The sequence below is a fragment of the Lentibacter sp. XHP0401 genome, from assembly GCF_025751535.1.
In the GTDB taxonomy this organism is placed as follows: Bacteria; Pseudomonadota; Alphaproteobacteria; order Rhodobacterales; family Rhodobacteraceae; genus Lentibacter.
In genome coordinates, this window is the sequence record NZ_JAOWLC010000007.1 from 23,280 (window position 1) to 41,993 (window position 18,714).

The 18,714-nt window shown below is 56.3% G+C and carries 21 protein-coding genes; 9 read left to right on the forward strand and 12 right to left on the reverse strand.

Annotated elements, in window-relative coordinates; genetic code table 11:
- Positions 1–52: 52 nt before the first annotated feature.
- The 4 genes from OE750_RS10180 to OE750_RS10195 form a co-directional block, all read right to left on the reverse strand.
- Positions 53–1,207, reverse strand: a complete 1,155-nt coding sequence (locus OE750_RS10180; RefSeq protein WP_263764073.1) for a DNA recombination protein RmuC — start codon at positions 1,205–1,207, stop codon at positions 53–55.
- Positions 1,204–3,030, reverse strand: a complete 1,827-nt coding sequence (gene mutL / locus OE750_RS10185) for a DNA mismatch repair endonuclease MutL (protein ID WP_263764074.1) — start codon at positions 3,028–3,030, stop codon at positions 1,204–1,206. The genes OE750_RS10180 and mutL overlap by 4 nt, the downstream gene beginning before the upstream one ends.
- A 108-nt stretch (positions 3,031–3,138) precedes the next feature.
- Positions 3,139–4,464, reverse strand: coding sequence for an ammonium transporter (locus tag OE750_RS10190; RefSeq protein WP_263764075.1), 1,326 nt, complete (start codon positions 4,462–4,464; stop codon positions 3,139–3,141).
- 21 nt (positions 4,465–4,485) lie between these two features.
- The gene (locus OE750_RS10195; protein WP_263764076.1) at positions 4,486–4,824 is read right to left on the reverse strand and encodes a P-II family nitrogen regulator; all 339 of its coding nucleotides are present in this window, start codon (positions 4,822–4,824) and stop codon (positions 4,486–4,488) included.
- A 257-nt stretch (positions 4,825–5,081) separates the two neighbouring features.
- On the opposite strand from OE750_RS10195, the gene OE750_RS10200 reads away from it, so the two are divergent.
- Positions 5,082–7,310 (forward strand): transglycosylase domain-containing protein, encoded by a 2,229-nt coding sequence (locus OE750_RS10200; RefSeq protein ID WP_263764077.1) that lies wholly within the window; start codon positions 5,082–5,084, stop codon positions 7,308–7,310.
- A gap of 24 nt (positions 7,311–7,334) precedes the next feature.
- Here OE750_RS10200 and OE750_RS10205 read toward each other — a convergent pair whose 3' ends face one another.
- A complete protein-coding gene (locus OE750_RS10205; RefSeq protein ID WP_263764079.1) occupies positions 7,335–7,604 on the reverse strand; it encodes a hypothetical protein in 270 nt (89 codons plus the stop codon).
- A gap of 226 nt (positions 7,605–7,830) precedes the next feature.
- Here OE750_RS10205 and OE750_RS10210 point away from each other — a divergent pair, with 226 nt between their 5' ends.
- Together OE750_RS10210 and OE750_RS10215 are read left to right on the forward strand one after the other, a co-directional pair.
- Positions 7,831–9,036 (forward strand): TsoY family (seleno)protein, encoded by a 1,206-nt coding sequence (locus OE750_RS10210; RefSeq protein ID WP_263764080.1) that lies wholly within the window; start codon positions 7,831–7,833, stop codon positions 9,034–9,036.
- A 120-nt stretch (positions 9,037–9,156) separates the two neighbouring features.
- Positions 9,157–9,924 (forward strand): FadR/GntR family transcriptional regulator, encoded by a 768-nt coding sequence (locus OE750_RS10215; RefSeq protein WP_263764081.1) that lies wholly within the window; start codon positions 9,157–9,159, stop codon positions 9,922–9,924.
- Between the two features lie 73 nt (positions 9,925–9,997).
- Here the strand turns inward: OE750_RS10215 and OE750_RS10220 are convergent, their stop codons facing one another.
- The 5 genes from OE750_RS10220 to OE750_RS10240 all read right to left on the reverse strand — a co-directional run bounded on the left by OE750_RS10220 (position 9,998) and on the right by OE750_RS10240 (position 12,574).
- Positions 9,998–10,570, reverse strand: a complete 573-nt coding sequence (locus OE750_RS10220; protein ID WP_263764082.1) for a F0F1 ATP synthase subunit B — start codon at positions 10,568–10,570, stop codon at positions 9,998–10,000.
- Between the two features lie 4 nt (positions 10,571–10,574).
- Complete coding sequence (locus OE750_RS10225) at positions 10,575–11,111, reverse strand: F0F1 ATP synthase subunit B' (RefSeq protein WP_263764083.1); 537 nt, start codon at positions 11,109–11,111, stop codon at positions 10,575–10,577.
- A gap of 83 nt (positions 11,112–11,194) precedes the next feature.
- Positions 11,195–11,419: a F0F1 ATP synthase subunit C gene (locus OE750_RS10230; RefSeq protein ID WP_089892297.1), complete on the reverse strand. Its 225-nt coding sequence runs from the start codon at positions 11,417–11,419 to the stop codon at positions 11,195–11,197.
- Between the two features lie 43 nt (positions 11,420–11,462).
- Entirely contained in the window at positions 11,463–12,221 is a 759-nt protein-coding gene (locus tag OE750_RS10235) for a F0F1 ATP synthase subunit A (protein ID WP_263764084.1), read from the reverse strand.
- A gap of 2 nt (positions 12,222–12,223) precedes the next feature.
- Positions 12,224–12,574 carry an AtpZ/AtpI family protein gene (locus OE750_RS10240; protein WP_263764085.1) on the reverse strand — a complete coding sequence of 117 codons (351 nt, stop codon included), beginning with the start codon at positions 12,572–12,574 and terminating at the stop codon, positions 12,224–12,226.
- Between the two features lie 384 nt (positions 12,575–12,958).
- Between OE750_RS10240 and OE750_RS10245 the strand changes: the two genes are divergently transcribed.
- The gene (locus tag OE750_RS10245; RefSeq protein ID WP_263764086.1) at positions 12,959–13,288 is read left to right on the forward strand and encodes an ArsR/SmtB family transcription factor; all 330 of its coding nucleotides are present in this window, start codon (positions 12,959–12,961) and stop codon (positions 13,286–13,288) included.
- Here the strand turns inward: OE750_RS10245 and OE750_RS10250 are convergent.
- Together OE750_RS10250 and OE750_RS10255 are read right to left on the reverse strand one after the other, a co-directional pair.
- Positions 13,285–14,160 (reverse strand): LysR family transcriptional regulator, encoded by an 876-nt coding sequence (locus tag OE750_RS10250; RefSeq protein ID WP_263764087.1) that lies wholly within the window; start codon positions 14,158–14,160, stop codon positions 13,285–13,287. The two genes, OE750_RS10245 and OE750_RS10250, sit on opposite strands and share 4 nt — an antisense overlap.
- A 312-nt stretch (positions 14,161–14,472) precedes the next feature.
- A complete protein-coding gene (locus OE750_RS10255) occupies positions 14,473–14,694 on the reverse strand; it encodes a hypothetical protein (RefSeq protein WP_263764088.1) in 222 nt (73 codons plus the stop codon).
- Positions 14,695–15,013: 319 nt separating this feature from the next.
- On the opposite strand from OE750_RS10255, the gene ffh reads away from it, so the two are divergent.
- The 5 genes from ffh to rpsP all read left to right on the forward strand — a co-directional run bounded on the left by ffh (position 15,014) and on the right by rpsP (position 18,544).
- The gene (gene ffh, locus OE750_RS10260; RefSeq protein ID WP_263764089.1) at positions 15,014–16,513 is read left to right on the forward strand and encodes a signal recognition particle protein; all 1,500 of its coding nucleotides are present in this window, start codon (positions 15,014–15,016) and stop codon (positions 16,511–16,513) included.
- Positions 16,514–16,517: 4 nt separating this feature from the next.
- Entirely contained in the window at positions 16,518–17,066 is a 549-nt protein-coding gene (locus OE750_RS10265; protein WP_263764090.1) for a GNAT family N-acetyltransferase, read from the forward strand.
- Positions 17,066–17,671 carry a GNAT family N-acetyltransferase gene (locus tag OE750_RS10270; RefSeq protein ID WP_263764091.1) on the forward strand — a complete coding sequence of 202 codons (606 nt, stop codon included), beginning with the start codon at positions 17,066–17,068 and terminating at the stop codon, positions 17,669–17,671. The genes OE750_RS10265 and OE750_RS10270 overlap by 1 nt, the downstream gene beginning before the upstream one ends.
- 120 nt (positions 17,672–17,791) lie before the next feature.
- Positions 17,792–18,088, forward strand: coding sequence for a chorismate mutase (locus OE750_RS10275; protein ID WP_263764092.1), 297 nt, complete (start codon positions 17,792–17,794; stop codon positions 18,086–18,088).
- Positions 18,089–18,127: 39 nt separating this feature from the next.
- Positions 18,128–18,544 (forward strand): 30S ribosomal protein S16, encoded by a 417-nt coding sequence (gene rpsP / locus OE750_RS10280; RefSeq protein WP_263764093.1) that lies wholly within the window; start codon positions 18,128–18,130, stop codon positions 18,542–18,544.
- Positions 18,545–18,714 lie beyond the last annotated feature (170 nt).

Below are 18,714 nucleotides of genomic sequence, written 5' to 3' on the forward strand. Positions count from 1 at the left end.
CTCATAGCACATTGATAGGTTTCTCGCACTCAATCCTTGATCTATCTCAAGCTCAGTCAGGCGCTTTAATCGGAACCACAGTCGGGTTTTCCGGCGCAAGCTCTTCAAAGTCAAAGTTATCCAGCCGCTTGGCCCGCCGTCCGGCTTTGTCAGCCGATACTTTTATGTCAGAGATATCCTTCGCCGCCTGATGAAAATGGCGATCAAGATTTTCAACACGATTTCCCAGCCTGTCTACATCGGCAAACAACAGTCCCAGCTCTCGCCTGATAGCTCCGGCTTGCTCGCGCATCCGTGCATCTTTCAAAATTGCCCGCATCGTATTCAGAGTCGCCATACAAGTGGTCGGCGAGACAATCCAGACTTTCGCGGCAAACCCTTCTCGCACCAGTTCGGGGAAATTCGCGTGAAGCTCCGCATAAATCGCCTCCGAGGGCAAAAACATCAGCGCGCCATCCGCGGTTTCGCCATCCAGAATATACTTCTCCGATATGTCCCTGATGTGCTTTTTAATCGAAACGCGCAGCATCTTCGCCGCCTCGTTCAACTGCCAGTCGTTGTCTGCACGGCGCAGCGCTTCATAGGCTTCCAGTGGGAATTTCGCATCGATAACAATCGGTCCGGGCGGGTTCGGCAAATGAATCAGACAATCAGCTCTCTTGCCGTTGCTTAACGTCGCCTGCATTTTGTAAGCGTCGCTCGGGAGCGCTTTGGTCACAATATCTGTGAGCTGGATTTCCCCGAACGCACCCCGCGTCTGCTTATTGCTCAAGATGTCTTGAAGGCTCAACACATCACCCGACAGTTTGGTGATATTATCCTGCGCCTTATCAATCGCCACCAACCGTTGCTGTAGTTCGCCAAGCGATTTGGCTGTGCTCCTAGCTGATCCCAACAGGTTTTCGTTCATTTTGCCGCTCACATCGGCAAGCCGTTTTTCCATAAGTTGCAGCATGTTAGCCTGAGAGGCCGCCTGCGCTTCACTCACGTGGTTGAGTCCGCCCGCAAGCTGTTGTTGCCCGTCCGAAAGCTGCTGCACCCGCGCCCCAAGGTGGCCCAGTTGGTGCACCAAAGGCTCGGTCATCCGCGCCGAGCGCGCAGCCGAGCGCATCCCCATAAACAGCATAAAGAAAAGCAGAAACAAAAGGGCGAGCCCGCCCAAAAGCAAGTGCATTTCAGCAATCTGAAGTCCGGCAATCTCAATCATGTGCGCCCGAAAAGTCTCTCGATATCGCTCAGTTTCAACTCTATATAAGTCGGCCGTCCGTGGTTGCACTGGCCCGAATGCGGCGTTGCTTCCATCTCGCGCAAAAGCGCGTTCATCTCCTCGGCGCGCATCCGTCGCCCCGAGCGGATCGAGCCATGGCATGCCACGCGGCTCAACACCGCCTCCAGCTTGTCTTTCACCGTCGAGGTCGTGCCGCCATCAGTCAACTCGTCTACAATATCCCGCAGCATTGCCTCAGCGTTGACTTCTCCCAGAATGGCCGGCGTCTCGCGCACGGCAACAGCGCCGCCACCAAAGGGTTCAAGAGTCAGCCCCAGCTTTGCCAAGTCTTCCGCTGCCTCCAACAAAAGTGCGCAATCACCCTCACTCATATTCACAATTTCAGGAATCAATAGAGCCTGCGCCCGCACGCCATTCTCGGCCATTTGCTTTTTGAGCCGTTCATATACAAGCCGCTCGTGGGCCGCGTGTTGATCAACCAAAATCATACCGGTCTCGGTCTGTGCAACGATATAGTTCTCATGCACCTGCGCCCGCGCAGCCCCCAAGGGCAGTGCCTCCAGAGGCTGCTCGTCAACGGCCGTAACTGGCTCAACCCGAGCAGAATATCCGCCTGCCATCTCGGCGAAACCGGCACTAGGCGCGCTATAGCTCGGTCCTGCATAAGGCCGATCCATCTGATAAACACGCGGCTCCAAAACCTCGGGCCGCATCGCCCCCAAAGCCGCATCAGCAACGGTCGAGCTCGCGCGATGCCCGGCCTCCGCCAACGCATGTTTCAGAGCGCTCACAATCAGGCCGCGCACCTGCCCCGGGTCGCGAAAACGCACCTCCGACTTGGCGGGGTGCACATTCACATCCACCAGATTGGGCGCACAGGAGACAAAGAGCGCTACGGCAGGGTGCCGGTCGCGGCTGAGAAAATCGGAATACGCACCGCGCAACGCTCCGATCAGTAGCTTGTCGCGCACAGGCCGCTCGTTCACAAAGAAAAACTGCGCCACAGCACTGCCCCGCGAATAGGTCGGCAAAGCCGCATATCCCGTCAGCATTATCCCTTCGCGCTCCGCCTCGATCTCCAGCGCATTCTGCGCAAACTCCCGGCCCATAACTTGCGCCAGCCGCCCGTGAAGTGCCGCAAACATATCACCGGTCTCCGGCTCAACGCGAAACTTCATCCGTGCCTCGCCACCACCGGAAATATCAGCAAGGCTAAACCCGACATAAGGCTCCGCCATCGCGAGCCGTTTCACCACATCGGCAATCGCTTGCATTTCGGCACGGTCAGAGCGCATGAACTTGAGCCGTGCAGGCGTCGCATAGAAAATATCGCGCAGCTCAACACGGGTCCCCCCCGCCAAAGCAGCGGGCTTTACCGAGCCCATCACGCCTCCCGATACCTCAACACTCGCGCCTTCCTGCCCTTTGGCGCGCGACGCAATGCTAAGCCGCCCGACAGCCCCAAGCGAAGGCAGCGCCTCACCGCGAAAGCCGAAAGTATGGATGTTGAGCAGGTCAGAACCGTCAATCTTTGAGGTCGCATGACGTGACAGCGCCAACGGCAGATCCTCCCCTGACATCCCGCAGCCGTCATCCACCACCCGAATGAGGGTCTTGCCCCCATCGGCCACCTCAACCCGGATACGAGACGCCCCCGCATCAATCGCGTTTTCGATAAGTTCTTTCACCGCCGAAGCAGGGCGTTCCACAACTTCACCCGCCGCGATACGGTTGATCGCGGCATCATCCAACTGACGTATCACAGGGTGATTTTGGCTTATATTGGGGCGTGGCTCGGACATGCCGCAAGACTTAGCATAAGCTCGCGCGATTCGACTATGAGAGAAACCACGCAACAGAAAGGGCCAGCCAGATTACCTCTGGCTGGCCCCAATGCTCTTTAGGTTAGTTTAGCCTTTAGAAAACTCCGGGTAAGCTTCCATACCGAGTTCGGCCATATCCAGACCCATGATTTCGTCTTCTTCGCTTGCACGAATACCGACTGTTGCTTTCAGCAAGAACCAAATCACTGCAGAGACAACGAAGACAAAGACGCCAACAACAGCGATTGATGTCAACTGAACCATCAGGCTCGCGTCAGAGTTGGTAAAGACAACAGCGATTGTGCCCCAGATACCTGCAAAGAGGTGAACAGGGATCGCGCCGACAACATCATCGATCTTCAGCTTGTCGAGGAAGGGCACAGCGAAGACAACGATAACGCCGCCAACCATACCGATCAATGTCGCGGACCCAAGGGTTGGCGTCAGCGGCTCAGCCGTGATGGAAACCAAACCGGCAAGCGCGCCATTAAGCACCATGGTCAAGTCGACCTTCTTGTAGAGAAGCTGTGTCAGAATAAGCGCTGCAACCGCACCGCCAGCCGCAGCTGTGTTGGTGTTGGCGAAGATGCGGCTGATGTCGCCGACCTGGCCTGCAGTGTTCATGTAAAGCTGCGAACCGCCGTTAAAGCCGAACCAGCCGAGCCACAGAATAAACGTGCCCAACGTTGCGAGCGGCAGGTTTGAGCCCATGAACGGAACAGTGCGGCCCTCTTTGGTGTATTTACCAAGACGTGGCCCGAGGATAAGCGCGCCTGCAAGAGCAGCCCAGCCACCAACCGAGTGAACAACAGTTGAACCGGCGAAATCAAGGAAGCCCATGCCGTCAAGGAAGCCACCGCCCCATTTCCAGGATGCCTGGATCGGGTAGATGAATGCCGTCAGAACGACAACGAAGGCAAGGAACGGCCACAGTTTGATGCGCTCGGCAAGTGTGCCCGAAACGATCGAAGCAGTGGTTGCGCAGAACATAAGCTGGAAGAAGAAGTCCGAACCAACAGAAGCATATGTCAAATCAGGCTCGGCACCTTCAAGGCCAACAGGCTCAAGAGATGTCATGCCAAATGCACCCAAAATGCCGTCAATGCTCCAGCCGTCACCTGGATACATCAAGTTGTAACCGATGGCATAGTAAGTCAGCGCAGCAATCGAGAAGAGCGCAATGTTCTTTGTGAGCTGCATCGTCACGTTCTTCGAACGCACAAGGCCCGCTTCCAGCATGGCGAAGCCAGCAGCCATCCAAAACACGAGAAAGCCCGCGACAAGGAACATAAAGGTGTTAAAAATGAAGCCGACTTCGGCGCTAATAGGCAGCACTGCAGCGTCTTGCGCCATGGCTGCGGCTGGTAGAAGCGTTGCAGCGGCTCCCAGCAAATATGTCAGTTTCTTTGTCATGATTATTCCCTTTCCCCGCGCTTAAAGCGCTTCTGGTCCTGTCTCGCCTGTCCGCACGCGCACTGCCTGCGCAAGATCAAGCACAAAAATTTTGCCGTCACCGATCTTGCCGGTGCGTGCAGTATTGGTGATGGTTTCGACGATGCTGTCGGCCATATCCGCAGGCACAGCGATCTCGAGTTTGATCTTCGGAACATAGTTCACGGCATATTCAGCTCCGCGGTAAATCTCGGTGTGGCCAGATTGCGCCCCAAATCCCTTGATCTCGCTCACCATCATGCCGCGCACGCCAATCCCCGTCAGCGCTTCGCGCACGTCTTCAAGCTTGTAAGGCTTGATCGTAGCTATAATGAGTTTCACCTCTTGGTCCCCTTCTGTAAGCTGCTCAGTGGCAGCACTTTGCACTCGCAGCATTTCCGCGGGGCGGCTCAGAAAGAAGCCTGAGCACTCTTTCAACGTCTCAAAAAGCGGCAGACTCTGAAAATTTCCGCAGATTTTGTGCAGTTTGCGTAAAAAATGTGCGCTGCGATGAGGCTGCCGTCACGTCTTTCCCCTCTACATTTTCTGGCTGGCCCTGTAAGGTCGGTGAAAACCGAGGCTCCGAGCAGGGCAAGATCATGAGTAATTCAGGACGTAAAAAGCCGCCGCTTGTCGCCGAGCGCCGCTATACCAACAAAGCCGCAGCCGCGAAAAAGGCCGCGCCCAAAAAACGTGCGCCCGCCAAGCGCAAGCCCACAAAGCCCACTCGCGGGCCAATCCGCCGGGTGCTTTACGGCATGATTGGCTGGATATTCCGTATCATCTGGGGCTTCGGCTGGCGCATGACATTGATCTGCACCCTCATTCTGGGGTTGGCCATCGGCTATGTCTCGCTCACCCTACCGCCGGTCGAGCAACTCTTTGACGGACGAGCACGCGGCTCTGTCACTCTCTTGGATGCATCTGGCAAGGTGTTCGCGTGGCGCGGTGACCAGTTCGGCGGGGCAGTCACTGCTTCCTCCGTGTCTCCTCACCTCAAAAACGCCATTGTCGCCACCGAAGACAAACGCTTTTACTCTCATTTCGGTCTCAGCCCGCGTGGCATCGCGTCAGCAGTCCGGATCAACCTGCGCGAAGGCCGCGGCCCGCTTTCTGGCCATGGCGGTTCAACACTCACACAACAAACAGCCAAGCTCATTTGCCTCGGCGTCCCCTTCGACCCTGCGAAATGGAAAAATGAAGCCGACTATGAAGCCGACTGCCGCCAAGGTTCGCTCGCTCGCAAAGCGAAAGAAGCGATCTACGCCATGGCGATGGAGGTGAGATACACCAAAAACGAAATCCTGACCGTCTACATCAACCGCGCCTTCCTCGGCGCAGGGGCACGCGGCTTTGAAGCTGCAGCCCAGCGCTACTTCGGTAAATCCGCCGCAGAAGTAGCCGCCAACGAAGCGGCCATGCTTGCGGGCCTACTGGTCGCCCCCACGCGCTTTGCCCCCACAAACGATCTTGAGCGCAGTCAGGAGCGTGCTGCAACGGTTGTGCGCCTCATGGAAGAACAGGGCTACCTCTCCTCCGCCGAGGCCCGTGATGCCCAGAACAATCCCGCGACCCTTTCACAAGCCGCCCAAGCCAAAGCCGGTGGCTACTTTGCCGATTGGGTCATGACAACGGGCCCCGACTTTTTCATGCGTGACACGACAGAAGATGTGATCATCCGCACCACCCTCGACCAGCGCGTCCAACGCGCGGCCGAGGCCGCGATGAAAGAAATTTTCGAAACCAAAGTGCGCGAAGGCTCCAAAGCTCAGGCCGCAATTGTAATCATGTCAGCCGATGGTGCCGTGCGCGCCATGGTCGGCGGACGGCAAACGCAAGTGTCAGGCGCATTCAATCGTGCGACCATGGCCAAGCGCCAGCCCGGGTCTTCGTTCAAGCCCTTTGTCTACGCCGCAGCGCTTGATATGGGGCGCTCCCCCTTCGATCTGATAGAAGATGCGCCCTATTGCACCAGAGTTCCCGGATCGGGCGAATACTGTCCGAACAACTACGATAGAAAGTTTCATGGCACAGTCACACTCACTGATGCACTCAAGTATTCCTACAATATCCCCGCCGTAAAACTCGCCGAAGAAGTCGGCCTTGAAACGGTGCGCAAAGTCGCCGCCGACTTCGGAATCGAATCCGACCTCGCCCAAGGCCCGGCTCTCGCGCTTGGCGCATCCGAATCTAGCTTGCTGGAAATGACAGGCGCTTACGCAGGCATCCTCAACGGCGGCAGCGCGGTTACTCCCTACGGCCTTGTCGAGCTAAAGCTCCTGGGCAATGAAGACCCGCTCATGAGCGCCACAGGCGGTATCGGCGAACGCGTGATCCGTCAAGAAACAGCAGAAGAGCTGATTTGGATGATGAACAAGGTCATCACCGAAGGCACAGGCCGACGCGCCAAGCTCCCGGGCCGTGATGCCGCCGGTAAAACAGGCACATCCCAGTCCGCCAAAGACGCTCTTTTTATCGGCTTCACGGCCGACTACGTCGCGGGTGTATGGCTTGGCTATGACGATAACACCCCGCTCACAGGCGTCACAGGCTCGGGCCTGCCTGCCGAAATCTGGCAAGACGCCATGAAACGCGTGCACGAGGGCCAGCCATCCCATGTCCTTCCCATGCGCACGCCCGATCCAAATGAAGGTCAGCCGCTCGGTCCCGTTTCTGATCAAGGCACCGGAGGCCAGACACAAACCGCCGTGGAGCAACTTCTGGAAGGTATCTTTGGTGGCTCTAACGGCAACATCCCAAGCGGTGGAACACCTCAAGACGTTGAGGAACGCAGACAGCGCGAGTTGGACAACCGCAGCAACCGTTAAACGCCAGTCGTTCGCCGTGAGGCTCTACTCACAGCTCAAATCAATGAAGACTTCACCCGGCAGCGCTCGCGGCTTTCCATCAAGTTCGCAGGTCAGCGGCTCTTGCGGCGCAAGCGGCACCGCACTCTCTCCACATTTAAGGTCGGCAACCATCATCGCCTGATCGCCGCGAAGCCGCTTCACTTCACAGCCGGACACTTTCGCGATTGCGGCCCGTGCCCGAGGCTCAACTGCGGCCATACGCGGAGCCCACTCGCTGTTGATACGGATCGCCTCTGCACGATTCTCTCTCACGCGAATATCAAAAGTGCTCTGCCCCACAGTGATGCGCTGTGCTTCAACGCCCCTAAAAGCCGGGCTCGCCGTATCGCAGCCCATCAAAAGGACCGCCAATATCAAAATATATCTCATACCACGGCTTTTACCCAGACATGGTTAACAACAGGTAAATGGGATTCCTATTGTATTCCAATATTGGAATGTGTTATGTATTCCACAACTCGAAACAAGGAATCATCTCATGCAACGCAAACCTGCTGATACCTACACCCCGCTTTACTTCCTCGGTGCCCTTGGCGCTGGCGGCTTGGCCGTTACTTTCTTCATGTATCTGATGTTCTGGGTGCCTCACGAAGGCCGCCCTGTTCCCAACTTTGCTGATATCACAACCGCCTTCACAAACGGGTCTACCCCGCTTCAAGTCGCTATTGCCGTTGCCGTTCTCGGTATCGCGGCAATGACCTTTCTCAATGTAAAGTATCTCATCTGGAACTTTGGCGCGCTCTCGCGGTTTCAAAAAACCGAAGCCTACGCCAAGCTGCGCACCTCTAACGCAGAAACAACCTTGCTTGCGGCGCCCCTCGCCACAGCCATGACAGTCAACGCGCTCTTTATCGTCGGGCTTGTCTTTGTGCCGGGCCTCTGGTCGGTTATCGAATATCTCTTCCCCCTAGCCCTCGTCGCCTTTGGTGCGCTTGGGGTTTGGGCACTCCGCCTCATCGGTGATTTCCTTGGCCGTGTTCTCAGCGAAGGTGGTCTTTTTGATGTGACAGCCCATAACAGCTTCGCGCAGCTCTTACCTGCGTTTGCTTTGGCCATGGTCGGTGTCGGCTTTTCAGCCCCCGCGTCCATGTCTCTGGTCCCGGCAACAGTTGCCATCTCGCTGATGCTCTCGACTTTCTTCGCCGTAGCGTCGCTCATCTACACTGTCGTCGCTCTTATCACAGCCTTCAGTTCGATGCTCCAGCACGGCACAGCCCGTGAATCAGGCCCAACCCTGATGGTCATCGTGCCTATCGTGACAATCCTGTCGATTCTGTTTCTCCGCCAGAATCACGGCTTGCACACAACATTCGGCTCCCATGCCGATGCAGGTTCAACCATGGTATGGCTTTCACAAATGGTCGCCGTTCAAGTTGTCTTCCTTCTGCTCGGCTTAACCGTTCTGCGCCGCCAAGGCTATTTCAACGACTTCGTCTTCGGTTCAAAAACCTCACCCGGCTCCTACGCTCTGGTTTGCCCCGGCGTTGCTTTCTCTGTGCTCCTACAGTTCTTCGTCAACAAAGGCCTCGTTGGGGCGGGCGCAATCGAAGCGTTTGGTGTCGTCTATTGGAGCGTCACAGCCATCGCGATCGCATCGCAGTTTCTTATGATCGCTTTGGTCCTGCGCCTCAACAAACAGCACTTTGCCGCACAGCCCGAAGGCAAGCCTGTCGCGGCTGAATAAACATACCACCACTCACACAGCAAAAGGCGGGCTATCACTGGCCCGCCTCTTTTTTTTGCCAAGGCTTGCGGCATGGAATTTTTGGTAATACCATTTTACCAATTTCAGCAAGGTTCACTCATGCCATTTCAACCAGTTCAGACCGAAAAGCTCAGCCGCGCCGTGGTTCACCAGATCGAAAATCTCGTTCTGCGTGGCATCCTGCGCCCCGGCGAGCGCCTACCCTCCGAGCGCGAACTGGCCGACAAACTGCACGTCTCCCGCCCCTCTCTGCGCGAAGCAATAAGTGAGCTACAAGAGCGCGGCCTGCTAACTTCCAAGGCAGGCTCAGGCGTATATGTAGCTGATGTCCTCGGATCGGCCTTTTCCGATGCACTGATCGAGCTTTTCTCAACACATGAAGATGCGGTATTTGATTACCTCGCCTTCCGCCGCGACCTTGAAGGAATTGCGGCCGAGCGCGCAGCACGCCTCGCTTCCGAGACTGATCTGAAAGTCATCAATCAGGCCTTCGAGCGTATGGAGAAGGCCGACAAACGCACAGGCGCCCAGAAAGAAGCCGAGCTTGATGCCGCTTTTCACATGTCAATTATCGAGGCCAGCAACAATGTTATCATGCTCCATATGATGCGCTCGATTTTTGACCTGCTCACACAGGGTGTTTTTTACAACCGCGCCCGCATCTTCGAACTCTATACAACACGTGAAGAATTGCTTGAGCAGCACCGCAAGATCAACACCGCCCTACAAATGCGAGACCCAACAGGTGCGCGTTTGGCAGTTGAGTCCCATCTCAATTTTGTCAACGCGGCCCTTGCTGACCAGATCAAATCGGACAAAAACGAAAGCATCGCACAGCTGCGCTTTGACCACGACCGAGATATCTGAAAACTCCGCGTCTCACAAAACGAAAAAACCCGGCCTCTTAAGCCGGGTTCTTAATAAGCAATTTTCGCACAGCTTAGTGCAGCTTTGCTTCCACCTGAGAGATAGCATCATCGATCAGCTGGTTGCCCGTGGCTGCTGTCATCTGCTTGGCAACAACATCGCGCGCCGCTGCAACAGCAACAACAATCGCGCTGTCACGCACCTCTTTCACAGCCGAAGCTTCGGCACTGGCAAGACGGTCTTCCGCAGCTGCCAAACGGCGTGCGATTGAGGTCTTGATGTCAGCCTTGGCCTGCTCTGCAGCTGCCGCGGCTTCTTCCTTTGCCGTTTCGACAATACGGTTTGCTTGCTGTTGCACTTCTTTTTGCTTGCGCTCGTAGTCGGCCAGAACTTTCTGGGCCTCTTCGCGCAGCGCTCGCGCCTCGCCGAGCTCGCTTTTGATACCCTCAGCGCGCTTGTCGAGCATTCCGCCAATCATAGCAGGAACATTGAAGTAGAACAGCACCCCGATAAAAACAAAGAATGCGATTGTAACGATCAGGTCAGTGTTGCCAAACGCCCAGAAATCGCCCGAAAACGGGTTTTTGCTGGCCGCCATAGCGGGGCTTGCAGCAGTCAGAGCGAGGAGAATTGAAACTTTCCGCATCTTCTTAACCCTTCATCCGTGCTGTCACAGCCGCAGTAATGGTCTTGGCATCAGCCTTACCACCCATCGCTGTCACGAGCTCTTTTGCCGTGTCTTTCGCAACGGCCTTCACGCTCTCGAGCGCACCTTCACGAATAGCGGCAATTGCCTTTTCGCCCTCGGCCGTTTTTGCGGCTATCTCGGCATCGGCCTTGGCCAATGCGACATCGAGGTCTTTTTGAATATCTGTCTTGGTCGCGGCAATGATGTTGTTGGCTTCATTGCGAGCGTCAGCAAGTGCTTGGTTGTAGGCCTCTTCAGCCTCAACAGCTTTTTGCTTCAGGTCTTCAGCCGCGGCAATATCATTGGTAATCGTGCCCTGACGTTCTGCCAGAACCGCAGCAATGCGGGGCAAGGCAACACGTGACAAGACAAGATAGATCACGACAAGCGTGACCACGAGCCAGAAAATTTGGTTGGCCCAAGTGGAAAAATCCAGTTGGGGCATGCCTGGGGCCGCGTCGGCTACGTGGCCTGCGGCGTCGTGCGTTTCGGTCGCCATGTGGGCCCTCCTTCGGGAACTTGCCTGATCACCGGACGAGCGCTAGGCGCCCATCCGGCCGTAAGGATCGTTGTCCGAAAAAGTTAAACGGCGAACATCAGCAGAAGCGCGACGAGGAACGAGAAGATCCCCAGAGCTTCGGCAAAAGCGATACCGATGAAGAGTGTGGCTGTTTGTGAAGCCGCTGCCGATGGGTTGCGCAATGCGCCGGCAAGAAAGTTGCCTGCTACGTTACCAACACCAATAGCTGCTGCGCCTGAACCGATAGCCGCGAGGCCTGCGCCGATGTGTGCGAGATCGCCTTCCATGAATATTCTCCTTACGATTGGAAGTTTAGATTTCTTTCAAACCTTAGTGTGAAGGATGCAGCGCATCTTTCAGATACACACAGGTCAGAATGGTGAACACGTACGCCTGAATAAACGATACGAGAACTTCGAGACCGTACATGGCCGTAATAGCCAGTACAGACACAGGGCTAATCACAGCAATCGCCGCAAATCCTGCAAACACTTTGATAACCGCGTGGCCGGCCATCACGTTACCCGCAAGACGGATAGAGTGGCTTACAGGGCGCACGAAGTATGAGATAACTTCGATAATCGCGAGCACCGGGCGCAGCGCCAAAGGCGCGCTTGAAACCCAGAACAGCCCGAGAAACTTTGAGCCGTTCTTCACAAACCCGACGATGGTGACAGTGAGAAACACCAGCATCGCCAGCACGACTGTCACAGCAAAATGCGAAGTCGGCGTGAAGGACATCGGCAGAAGGCCAAGGAAGTTCGAAAAGACGATAAACATGAACAGCGTCATGATATAGGGGAAGAAGCCGACAGCATCTTTGCCCGCCACATCTTCAACCATCTTGTAGACAAAACCATAGGCCAGCTCGGCAACCGATTGTGCGCGGCCCGGAATAGTCGCACGGCGTGATGTGCCGAGAACCATCAGCGCAATCACACCAACAATCGCCAGTATCATCCAGAATGTCGCGTTCGTGATGGTGAACATGCCCATGCCTTCACCGCCGAACAACGGCTTCACAATGAACTGGTCCATCGGATGGAATACGAGGCTGTTGCCTTCTGCGCCGTGTGTCTCAGTCGCCATGACTAATCCTTTTTGTCTTCCGCAGCCTGCGCTGCTTCTTGTGTCTTCTGGATCTCTTGCGCGGAGCGAAGCATCGTCTTCACACCGGCCGCAAGGCCCATAAATGTAAACAGCACCATAAAGATCGGGAGTGTCCCGAAGGCCCAGTCGAGCCCGTATCCGATGCCGAAGCCAAGGCCCAAACCGGCCACCAGCTCGATCACCATCCGCCACGCCAGTTGCGCCTGGGAGTAGTGTTCATCCATGTGATCTTTCGGCGTGTAAGCGGCTTTCACCGCTTTGATCCGCTCATCCAACTCGTCGAGTTGATCTTTTTTATCGCGCATCGACACCAGAAAAGCCCTCATGGACATTTGACGCCTTGCTATTGCGCAGGCCCGCCTGAGTCAAGTCGCGTTAACGCCGCTTGGAAAACCACCTAAACGGCTGATTAAGTTAGATTATTCGCCGCTCCGCAAGCTCACGGAGATTCCGCCGCACCTTCTATCTGGCTCAACACACCCCAAAATCCACATTCAACCAAAAGGTTGATCTTCACACGGCTTCACTTTTCCTCGTTCTCTGTGCCCCTCAGACAAAACCTCCCCCTTTCTTGATGTTGCAAATATCCCGGGGGTTGGGGGTTGGCCCTAACCGCGCTTGGCGCGCCCGCCCTGTGTGCCGCAGGCACGCCGCTTCTTCGCCCGAACACTTAACCAAACGGTTGACGAAATTCGCACCAAAGGCCAAACAAAGTCATGACAGAACCACTCGACCTTGTCTTTTCGGCATTGGCCGATCCAACCCGCCGCGCCATCCTCACGATGCTGCTCGAGGATGATATGGCTGTAACTGACGTTGCCGAGCCCTTCGCCATGAGTCTTGCAGCAATCTCAAAACACCTCGGTCTGCTCACGCGCGCAGGTCTCATCTCACAAGAGAAGCGCGGACGCGTAAAATGGTGCAAGCTCGAGCCGGATGCGCTCAAGCAAGCCTCAGTCTGGATGCAAGGTTTCGGCCAGTTTGATCCCGTCAATCTAGACGCTTTCGAACGCTTCCTTGAAAGAGAATTTCCCGAGAAGCTCTAAGCGTGGCTCAAGCGCCCTTTCAGAAAATTCGCTACTGCCTGCACCTTTGCCGTGCGGTGCAAATCCATATGCGTTACAAGCCATAGCTTCGTGCCCCACTCCGCCACAGGCCCAATCACCTTTACAAGATCGGGCCGGTGCGCCTCGGACCCCTCCGCCAAAAATCCAAGCCCGATACCCGCACAAATCGCTGCATTGGCAATCGGGTATCCGCCCGCCCTAAACGTGATCTGCTCGGGCTTCACATGCGCCGAAAGCCACTGATAATAAGGCGCCCGTGCCTCTGCATCGTCGCTTCCGACGAAGCGATGGCTTGCAAGGTCATTCAGCCCTTCCGGGCGGCCATGCGCCTCAATATAGCTCTGCGAGGCATAAAGACTCACTTGAGCAGGACACAGTTCCTGTACCACATTGTCCGGCTCCTCAGGCTTACGAATGCCTGCGCGAATAGCAATATGGGCCTCGCCGTATTCCAGCTTGAACACTCGGTCCCCCGCCAGATAGCGCAGGGTCAGCCCCTCGTGCATATCCTGAAACTCTTTCAAAAGAGGCATAATCTTTGGCACAATCTCAGTGAGCGAGGTAATAACAAGCTCGCCGCTCACCCCGGTGCTTGTGCCATGAATAAGAGATTGGAGTTGCGAAAACTGCTCCGCCGTCGCTTGGCCGACGCGTAAAAGCTCCAACCCGGCTTCTGTCGGCGTATAGCCACGCGCATGGCGCTGGAACAGCTTCGCCTTCAGGCGGTCTTCCAGGGCATCAATATGGCGGATCACAGTGGCATGATGAATACCCAGAATTTCAGCGGCACGGCTCACCGTGCCCTCCCGGGCAACGTGATAAGCGGTTCTGATCTCGTCCCAGTTGTCCATCTGCTTGCCCACTCGCCAGTTTTTTCAGCCGCTACAAGCTTAACGCGCGAATCTCTCTTTGCAATCGACGAGCCTCCGCGACGCGCCACATTGGCCTGCCCAACTCTGCATAAATACTTCAATTATTTGGAATCTACATGCAAGCACGTCAAACAAACAAAGGCGCAATAAAACTTCGCCAACGTCAGGCAGTCACAAGATATTCAAAAGGTCGTTCGCCTGAAAACCACGACCCAAAAACAATTTCAGCGCCCCGCTTGGGCTACGTAAAGCCCAAGCATTGGAGCGCTGAAACCGTTACTTTAAAAGAGCTTATGAGCCGTCTGATGCCGCGATAGCGAGAACAACAACGGCTGCCGCTGCGATTGCTGCGCCTGTGCCCATTGATCCCATAGAACCTGATGAACCGCCAGCAACTGGTGTTGTGTCAACAAATACGTCTGATTCCATTACGGCCGTGCCTTTGCTGCCGGCAGCTGCGAATGTAGGGGCTGCGATCAGAGCGATTGCGGCGAATTTTGCTACAGTTTTCATATTGGGTACCTCGTGTTAAAAATAGTAATTACCGAGTTGAACTTACCCAGCATATGCAAGTGCAGTAAGAGGTTTGTAAAATTTGGTAGGTCTTTCTATTACATGTGGCAAAAATATGCGTATGGCACAAAAGATCTGCCCGCTTGACCAACCGCACCCAAAGGCGTAAACCGCGCGCAATCATACGGAAGCTAAACCCTTCCGGTCTCGCTTGCCGAGATCGCCCCCCGTCAGCGAGTTTCGCCCACGGGGGCAAATTGTCATTGGGCGGCCCGCTTCCTATGTCGGGTCAGAACGCAGCGGTAAAGGAGCCGACAAGATGTTTGAAAATCTGTCCGAACGCCTCTCGGGTGTCTTTGACCGCCTTACAAAACAAGGCGCGCTGTCAGAAGACGATGTGAAAACAGCCCTGCGTGAAGTGCGTGTTGCCTTGCTTGAGGCTGACGTTTCGCTGCCCGTTGCCCGCGAGTTTGTTAAAAAGGTGCAGGAGCAGGCCACAGGCCAGTCCGTCACCAAATCCGTCACACCGGGCCAGCAAGTCGTCAAAATCGTGCACGATGCCCTCGTCGATACGCTCAAAGGCGAGCAAGACCCCGGTAAGCTCAAGATCGACAATCCCCCGGCACCGATTCTTATGGTCGGTCTGCAAGGCGGTGGTAAAACCACAACAACAGGCAAACTCGCCAAGCGTCTGAAGGAAAAAGAGGGCAAGAAAGTCCTCATGGCCTCTCTCGATATCTATCGCCCCGCCGCGATGGACCAGCTTGCCATCCTCGGTGCGCAAATCGGCGTTGACACCCTGCCCATCGTCAAGGGCCAAAACCCCGTCGATATCGCCAAGCGCGCCAAGCAGCAAGCGGCCCTCGGCGGCTATGATGTCTATATGCTCGATACGGCTGGTCGCCTTCAGATCGACGAAGTCCTGATGAAAGAGGTGGCCGATGTGGCCGCCGTGGTCGATCCTCGCGAAACGCTTCTGGTGGTAGATGGCCTTACAGGTCAGGTCGCCGTCGAAGTCGCCGAAGAATTCGATGCCAAAATCGGCATCACAGGCGTTGTCCTCACCCGTATGGATGGCGACGGCCGCGGCGGCGCAGCCCTCTCCATGCGCGCCGTTACAGGCAAACCCATCCGCTTCGTCGGCCTCGGGGAAAAGATGGACGCGCTCGAAACCTTCGAACCGGAGCGCATCGCCGGCCGCATCCTCGGCATGGGCGATATCGTCTCTCTCGTCGAAAAAGCGCAAGAAACAATCGAGGCCGAACAAGCCGAGCGCATGATGAAGCGCTTCCAAAAAGGTCAGTTCAATATGAACGACCTCAAGATGCAGCTCGAGCAAATGCAAAAAATGGGCGGCATGGAAGGCATCATGGGCATGATGCCGGGCATGGGCAAAATGGCCAAACAAGTGCAGGATGCAGGCTTTGATGACAAAATCATCGCCCGCCAGATCGCCCTTGTTCAATCCATGACAAAACGCGAACGCGCCAACCCGCAAATCCTTCAGGCCTCTCGCAAAAAGCGCATCGCCAAAGGCGCGGGCATGGAGGTCTCCGACCTCAACAAGCTTCTCAAAATGCACCGCCAGATGTCGGACATGATGAAGAAAATGGGCAAAGGCAAAGGCGGCATGTTGAAGCAGGCCATGAAAGGCATGTTTGGCGGCAAAGGCAGTATGCCTCCCGAACTCGGCCAGGGCATGGATCCCGCCGCAATGGAAGCCGCCGCCAAACAACTTGGCGCTTCCGGCAAACTCCCGGGCCTTGGCGGCGGCGCAGGCCTGCCCTCTGGTCTCTCCGGCTTCGGAAAGAAGAAATAACCCGATGCTGAGCCTCGCCATCCCCACGCTTGAAACCGAACGTCTCGTTCTGCGCGCGCCCTGCGAGGCCGACGCTGAAAAAGAGGTCGCCTTCTGGGCGTCCGAGGCGTCGCAGTTCGTCGGCGGCCCTCTGCGCCCCGATGAAGTCTGGCGCATGATAGGCACGATCCTCGGACATTGGGTCATGCGCGGCTACGGCTTCTGGGCGGTCGATGACAAAGCAACGGGCACATACCTCGGCCGCGTCGGCCTCTGGAACCCCCTCGGCTGGCCCGAACGCGAAATCGGCTGGACACTTATCCCCGAAGCTTGGGGCAAGGGCTACGCAACCGAAGCCGCGCTCTCGGCCCGCGCCTATGCCTATGACGTGCTCGGCTGGGAAACCGCAATCAGCCTCATCGCGCCAAACAACGAAGCCAGCAAAGCTGTCGCAACCCGCCTCGGCGCAGCGCTCGACTATAACTACGAGCACCCGAAATTCGGCAAAACCGAAATCTGGCGTCACCTCGCCCCATCCGAGCTCGAAAACGGCGGAATGGAGGCCTACGCATAATGCACACTGCAAGCATCCCTGTTCTGGAAACCAAACGCCTCGTTCTGCGCGGCCCCGAAGCCGAGGATTACCCCGACTTCAAGGCCACGTTCAGCTCCTATCGTTCGCGCTTCATGGGCGGACCACTCAACGCTTACGAAGCATGGATGCTTTACGCTGCCGAAATCGGCCATTGGAACATTCGCGGCTACGGAATGTGGATGATCCACGACAAGGAAACCGACGAGACCTACGGCATGGCAGGCGGCTGGAAGCCCGCGAAATGGCCCGAAGCCGAGATCGCCTGGATCATCTGGCCCGACAAAGCCGGCAAAGGCTACGCGCTCGAGGCAACTCACGCCGCACGCGGCTATTTCTACAAGCAGCAAGGCTGGGAAACTGCCGTCAGCTACCTTGACCCGAAAAACCTCGACAGCATCCGCCTCGCCGAGCGCCTCGGAGCAAAGCGTGACCCCGAAGCTCTCAGCATCGACGGCTCCGATGCGGTCTACCGCCACCCCTCTCCCGCCAAACTCGACGGCACGCAGTTGGCACATGGCATCGACATGGAAATCAGCCACTACGCCGACCCGCTGTTCAAACCGAAAGGATGGGCGCTTGACTGATCATTTGTCCCTTTTTGGCGTTAACGCATTGGTAACAAAGCCTGTTCAGGCGGTGCACGGGTTGTGCACGGGTTGTGCACGCTTTTCACCCCCCCTTTTTGGCAGATTTGGAGGTGCAGAATGACCGATGCAGTGACCCGCGCTGCGACGCTCCTCAAGGGGCATCGCGAAAGCATCGACCGCCTCGATGCCATCCTCGTTTATACCCTCGGCGAGCGCTTCAAACACACCCAAGCGGTGGGCAAGCTCAAAGCCGAACACGCCCTTCCCCCGTCTGATCCGGCCCGCGAAACGGCCCAGATTGCACGACTCGAAGATTTGGCAGTTCAGGCCGATCTGGACCCTGAATTCGCCAAGAAGTTTCTAAACTTCATCATCGCTGAAGTCATTCAGCACCACGAAAAGCACCAAGAATAACAGGCGGTTGCCTGAAATGCCATTAAAGGAGAACACACCATGGCTATGAAAATTCGTCTCGCCCGCGGCGGCTCAAAAAAGCGCCCTTTCTACCGCGTTGTCGCCACTGACAGCCGCATGCCACGCGATGGCCGCTTCATCGAGAAACTCGGCACATACAACCCGCTTCTCGCCAAAGACAGCGAAGAGCGCGTAAAGCTTGATCTCGATCGCATCAAATACTGGCTCGGCGAAGGCGCACAGCCAACCGACCGCGTTTCACGCATGCTCGAAGCCGCAGGCGTTCTGGAGAAAAAAGAACGCGCCAACCTGAAAAAAGGCGAGCCCGGCAAGAAAGCCAAAGAACGCCTTGAAGAAAAAGCAGCCAAGGCCGCAGCAGCAGCTGAAGCCGCCGCAGCACCGGCGGAAGCCCCTGCTGAAGAGGCTCCTGCCGGTGACGAAGCCGCTGAAAGCTAAGCATTTTCGGGCTGGAGCTATTCGCGCTCCAGCCCGTTCTGCCTATCCCTCATGCGCTTTCTATTCCGCCCTTTTCGCACCCTTTTCCTGATTGGCTCTGCCTTTCTTGCAGGTGTAACCTACGAAAAAACTGCCCACGATGACCGCTGCACCACCGCAGGTGGAAGCGT

Bases quoted from the DNA above. Each gene is read 5' to 3' on its own strand.
- OE750_RS10235 (WP_263764084.1), bottom strand. From the start codon at position 12,221: ATGGCGACTGAGACACACGGCGCAGAAGGCAACAGCCTCGTATTCCAT.
- OE750_RS10270 (WP_263764091.1), top strand. From the start codon at position 17,066: ATGCACACTGCAAGCATCCCTGTTCTGGAAACCAAACGCCTCGTTCTG.
- OE750_RS10240 (WP_263764085.1), bottom strand. From the start codon at position 12,574: ATGTCCATGAGGGCTTTTCTGGTGTCGATGCGCGATAAAAAAGATCAA.
- OE750_RS10220 (WP_263764082.1), bottom strand. From the start codon at position 10,570: ATGCGGAAAGTTTCAATTCTCCTCGCTCTGACTGCTGCAAGCCCCGCT.
- OE750_RS10275 (WP_263764092.1), top strand. From the start codon at position 17,792: ATGACCGATGCAGTGACCCGCGCTGCGACGCTCCTCAAGGGGCATCGC.
- mutL (WP_263764074.1), bottom strand. From the start codon at position 3,030: ATGTCCGAGCCACGCCCCAATATAAGCCAAAATCACCCTGTGATACGT.
- OE750_RS10180 (WP_263764073.1), bottom strand. From the start codon at position 1,207: ATGATTGAGATTGCCGGACTTCAGATTGCTGAAATGCACTTGCTTTTG.
- OE750_RS10255 (WP_263764088.1), bottom strand. From the start codon at position 14,694: ATGAAAACTGTAGCAAAATTCGCCGCAATCGCTCTGATCGCAGCCCCT.
- OE750_RS10245 (WP_263764086.1), top strand. From the start codon at position 12,959: ATGACAGAACCACTCGACCTTGTCTTTTCGGCATTGGCCGATCCAACC.
- OE750_RS10230 (WP_089892297.1), bottom strand. From the start codon at position 11,419: ATGGAAGGCGATCTCGCACACATCGGCGCAGGCCTCGCGGCTATCGGT.
- OE750_RS10200 (WP_263764077.1), top strand. From the start codon at position 5,082: ATGAGTAATTCAGGACGTAAAAAGCCGCCGCTTGTCGCCGAGCGCCGC.
- OE750_RS10190 (WP_263764075.1), bottom strand. From the start codon at position 4,464: ATGACAAAGAAACTGACATATTTGCTGGGAGCCGCTGCAACGCTTCTA.
- OE750_RS10225 (WP_263764083.1), bottom strand. From the start codon at position 11,111: ATGGCGACCGAAACGCACGACGCCGCAGGCCACGTAGCCGACGCGGCC.
- OE750_RS10265 (WP_263764090.1), top strand. From the start codon at position 16,518: ATGCTGAGCCTCGCCATCCCCACGCTTGAAACCGAACGTCTCGTTCTG.
- OE750_RS10215 (WP_263764081.1), top strand. From the start codon at position 9,157: ATGCCATTTCAACCAGTTCAGACCGAAAAGCTCAGCCGCGCCGTGGTT.
- OE750_RS10210 (WP_263764080.1), top strand. From the start codon at position 7,831: ATGCAACGCAAACCTGCTGATACCTACACCCCGCTTTACTTCCTCGGT.
- OE750_RS10250 (WP_263764087.1), bottom strand. From the start codon at position 14,160: ATGGACAACTGGGACGAGATCAGAACCGCTTATCACGTTGCCCGGGAG.
- rpsP (WP_263764093.1), top strand. From the start codon at position 18,128: ATGGCTATGAAAATTCGTCTCGCCCGCGGCGGCTCAAAAAAGCGCCCT.
- ffh (WP_263764089.1), top strand. From the start codon at position 15,014: ATGTTTGAAAATCTGTCCGAACGCCTCTCGGGTGTCTTTGACCGCCTT.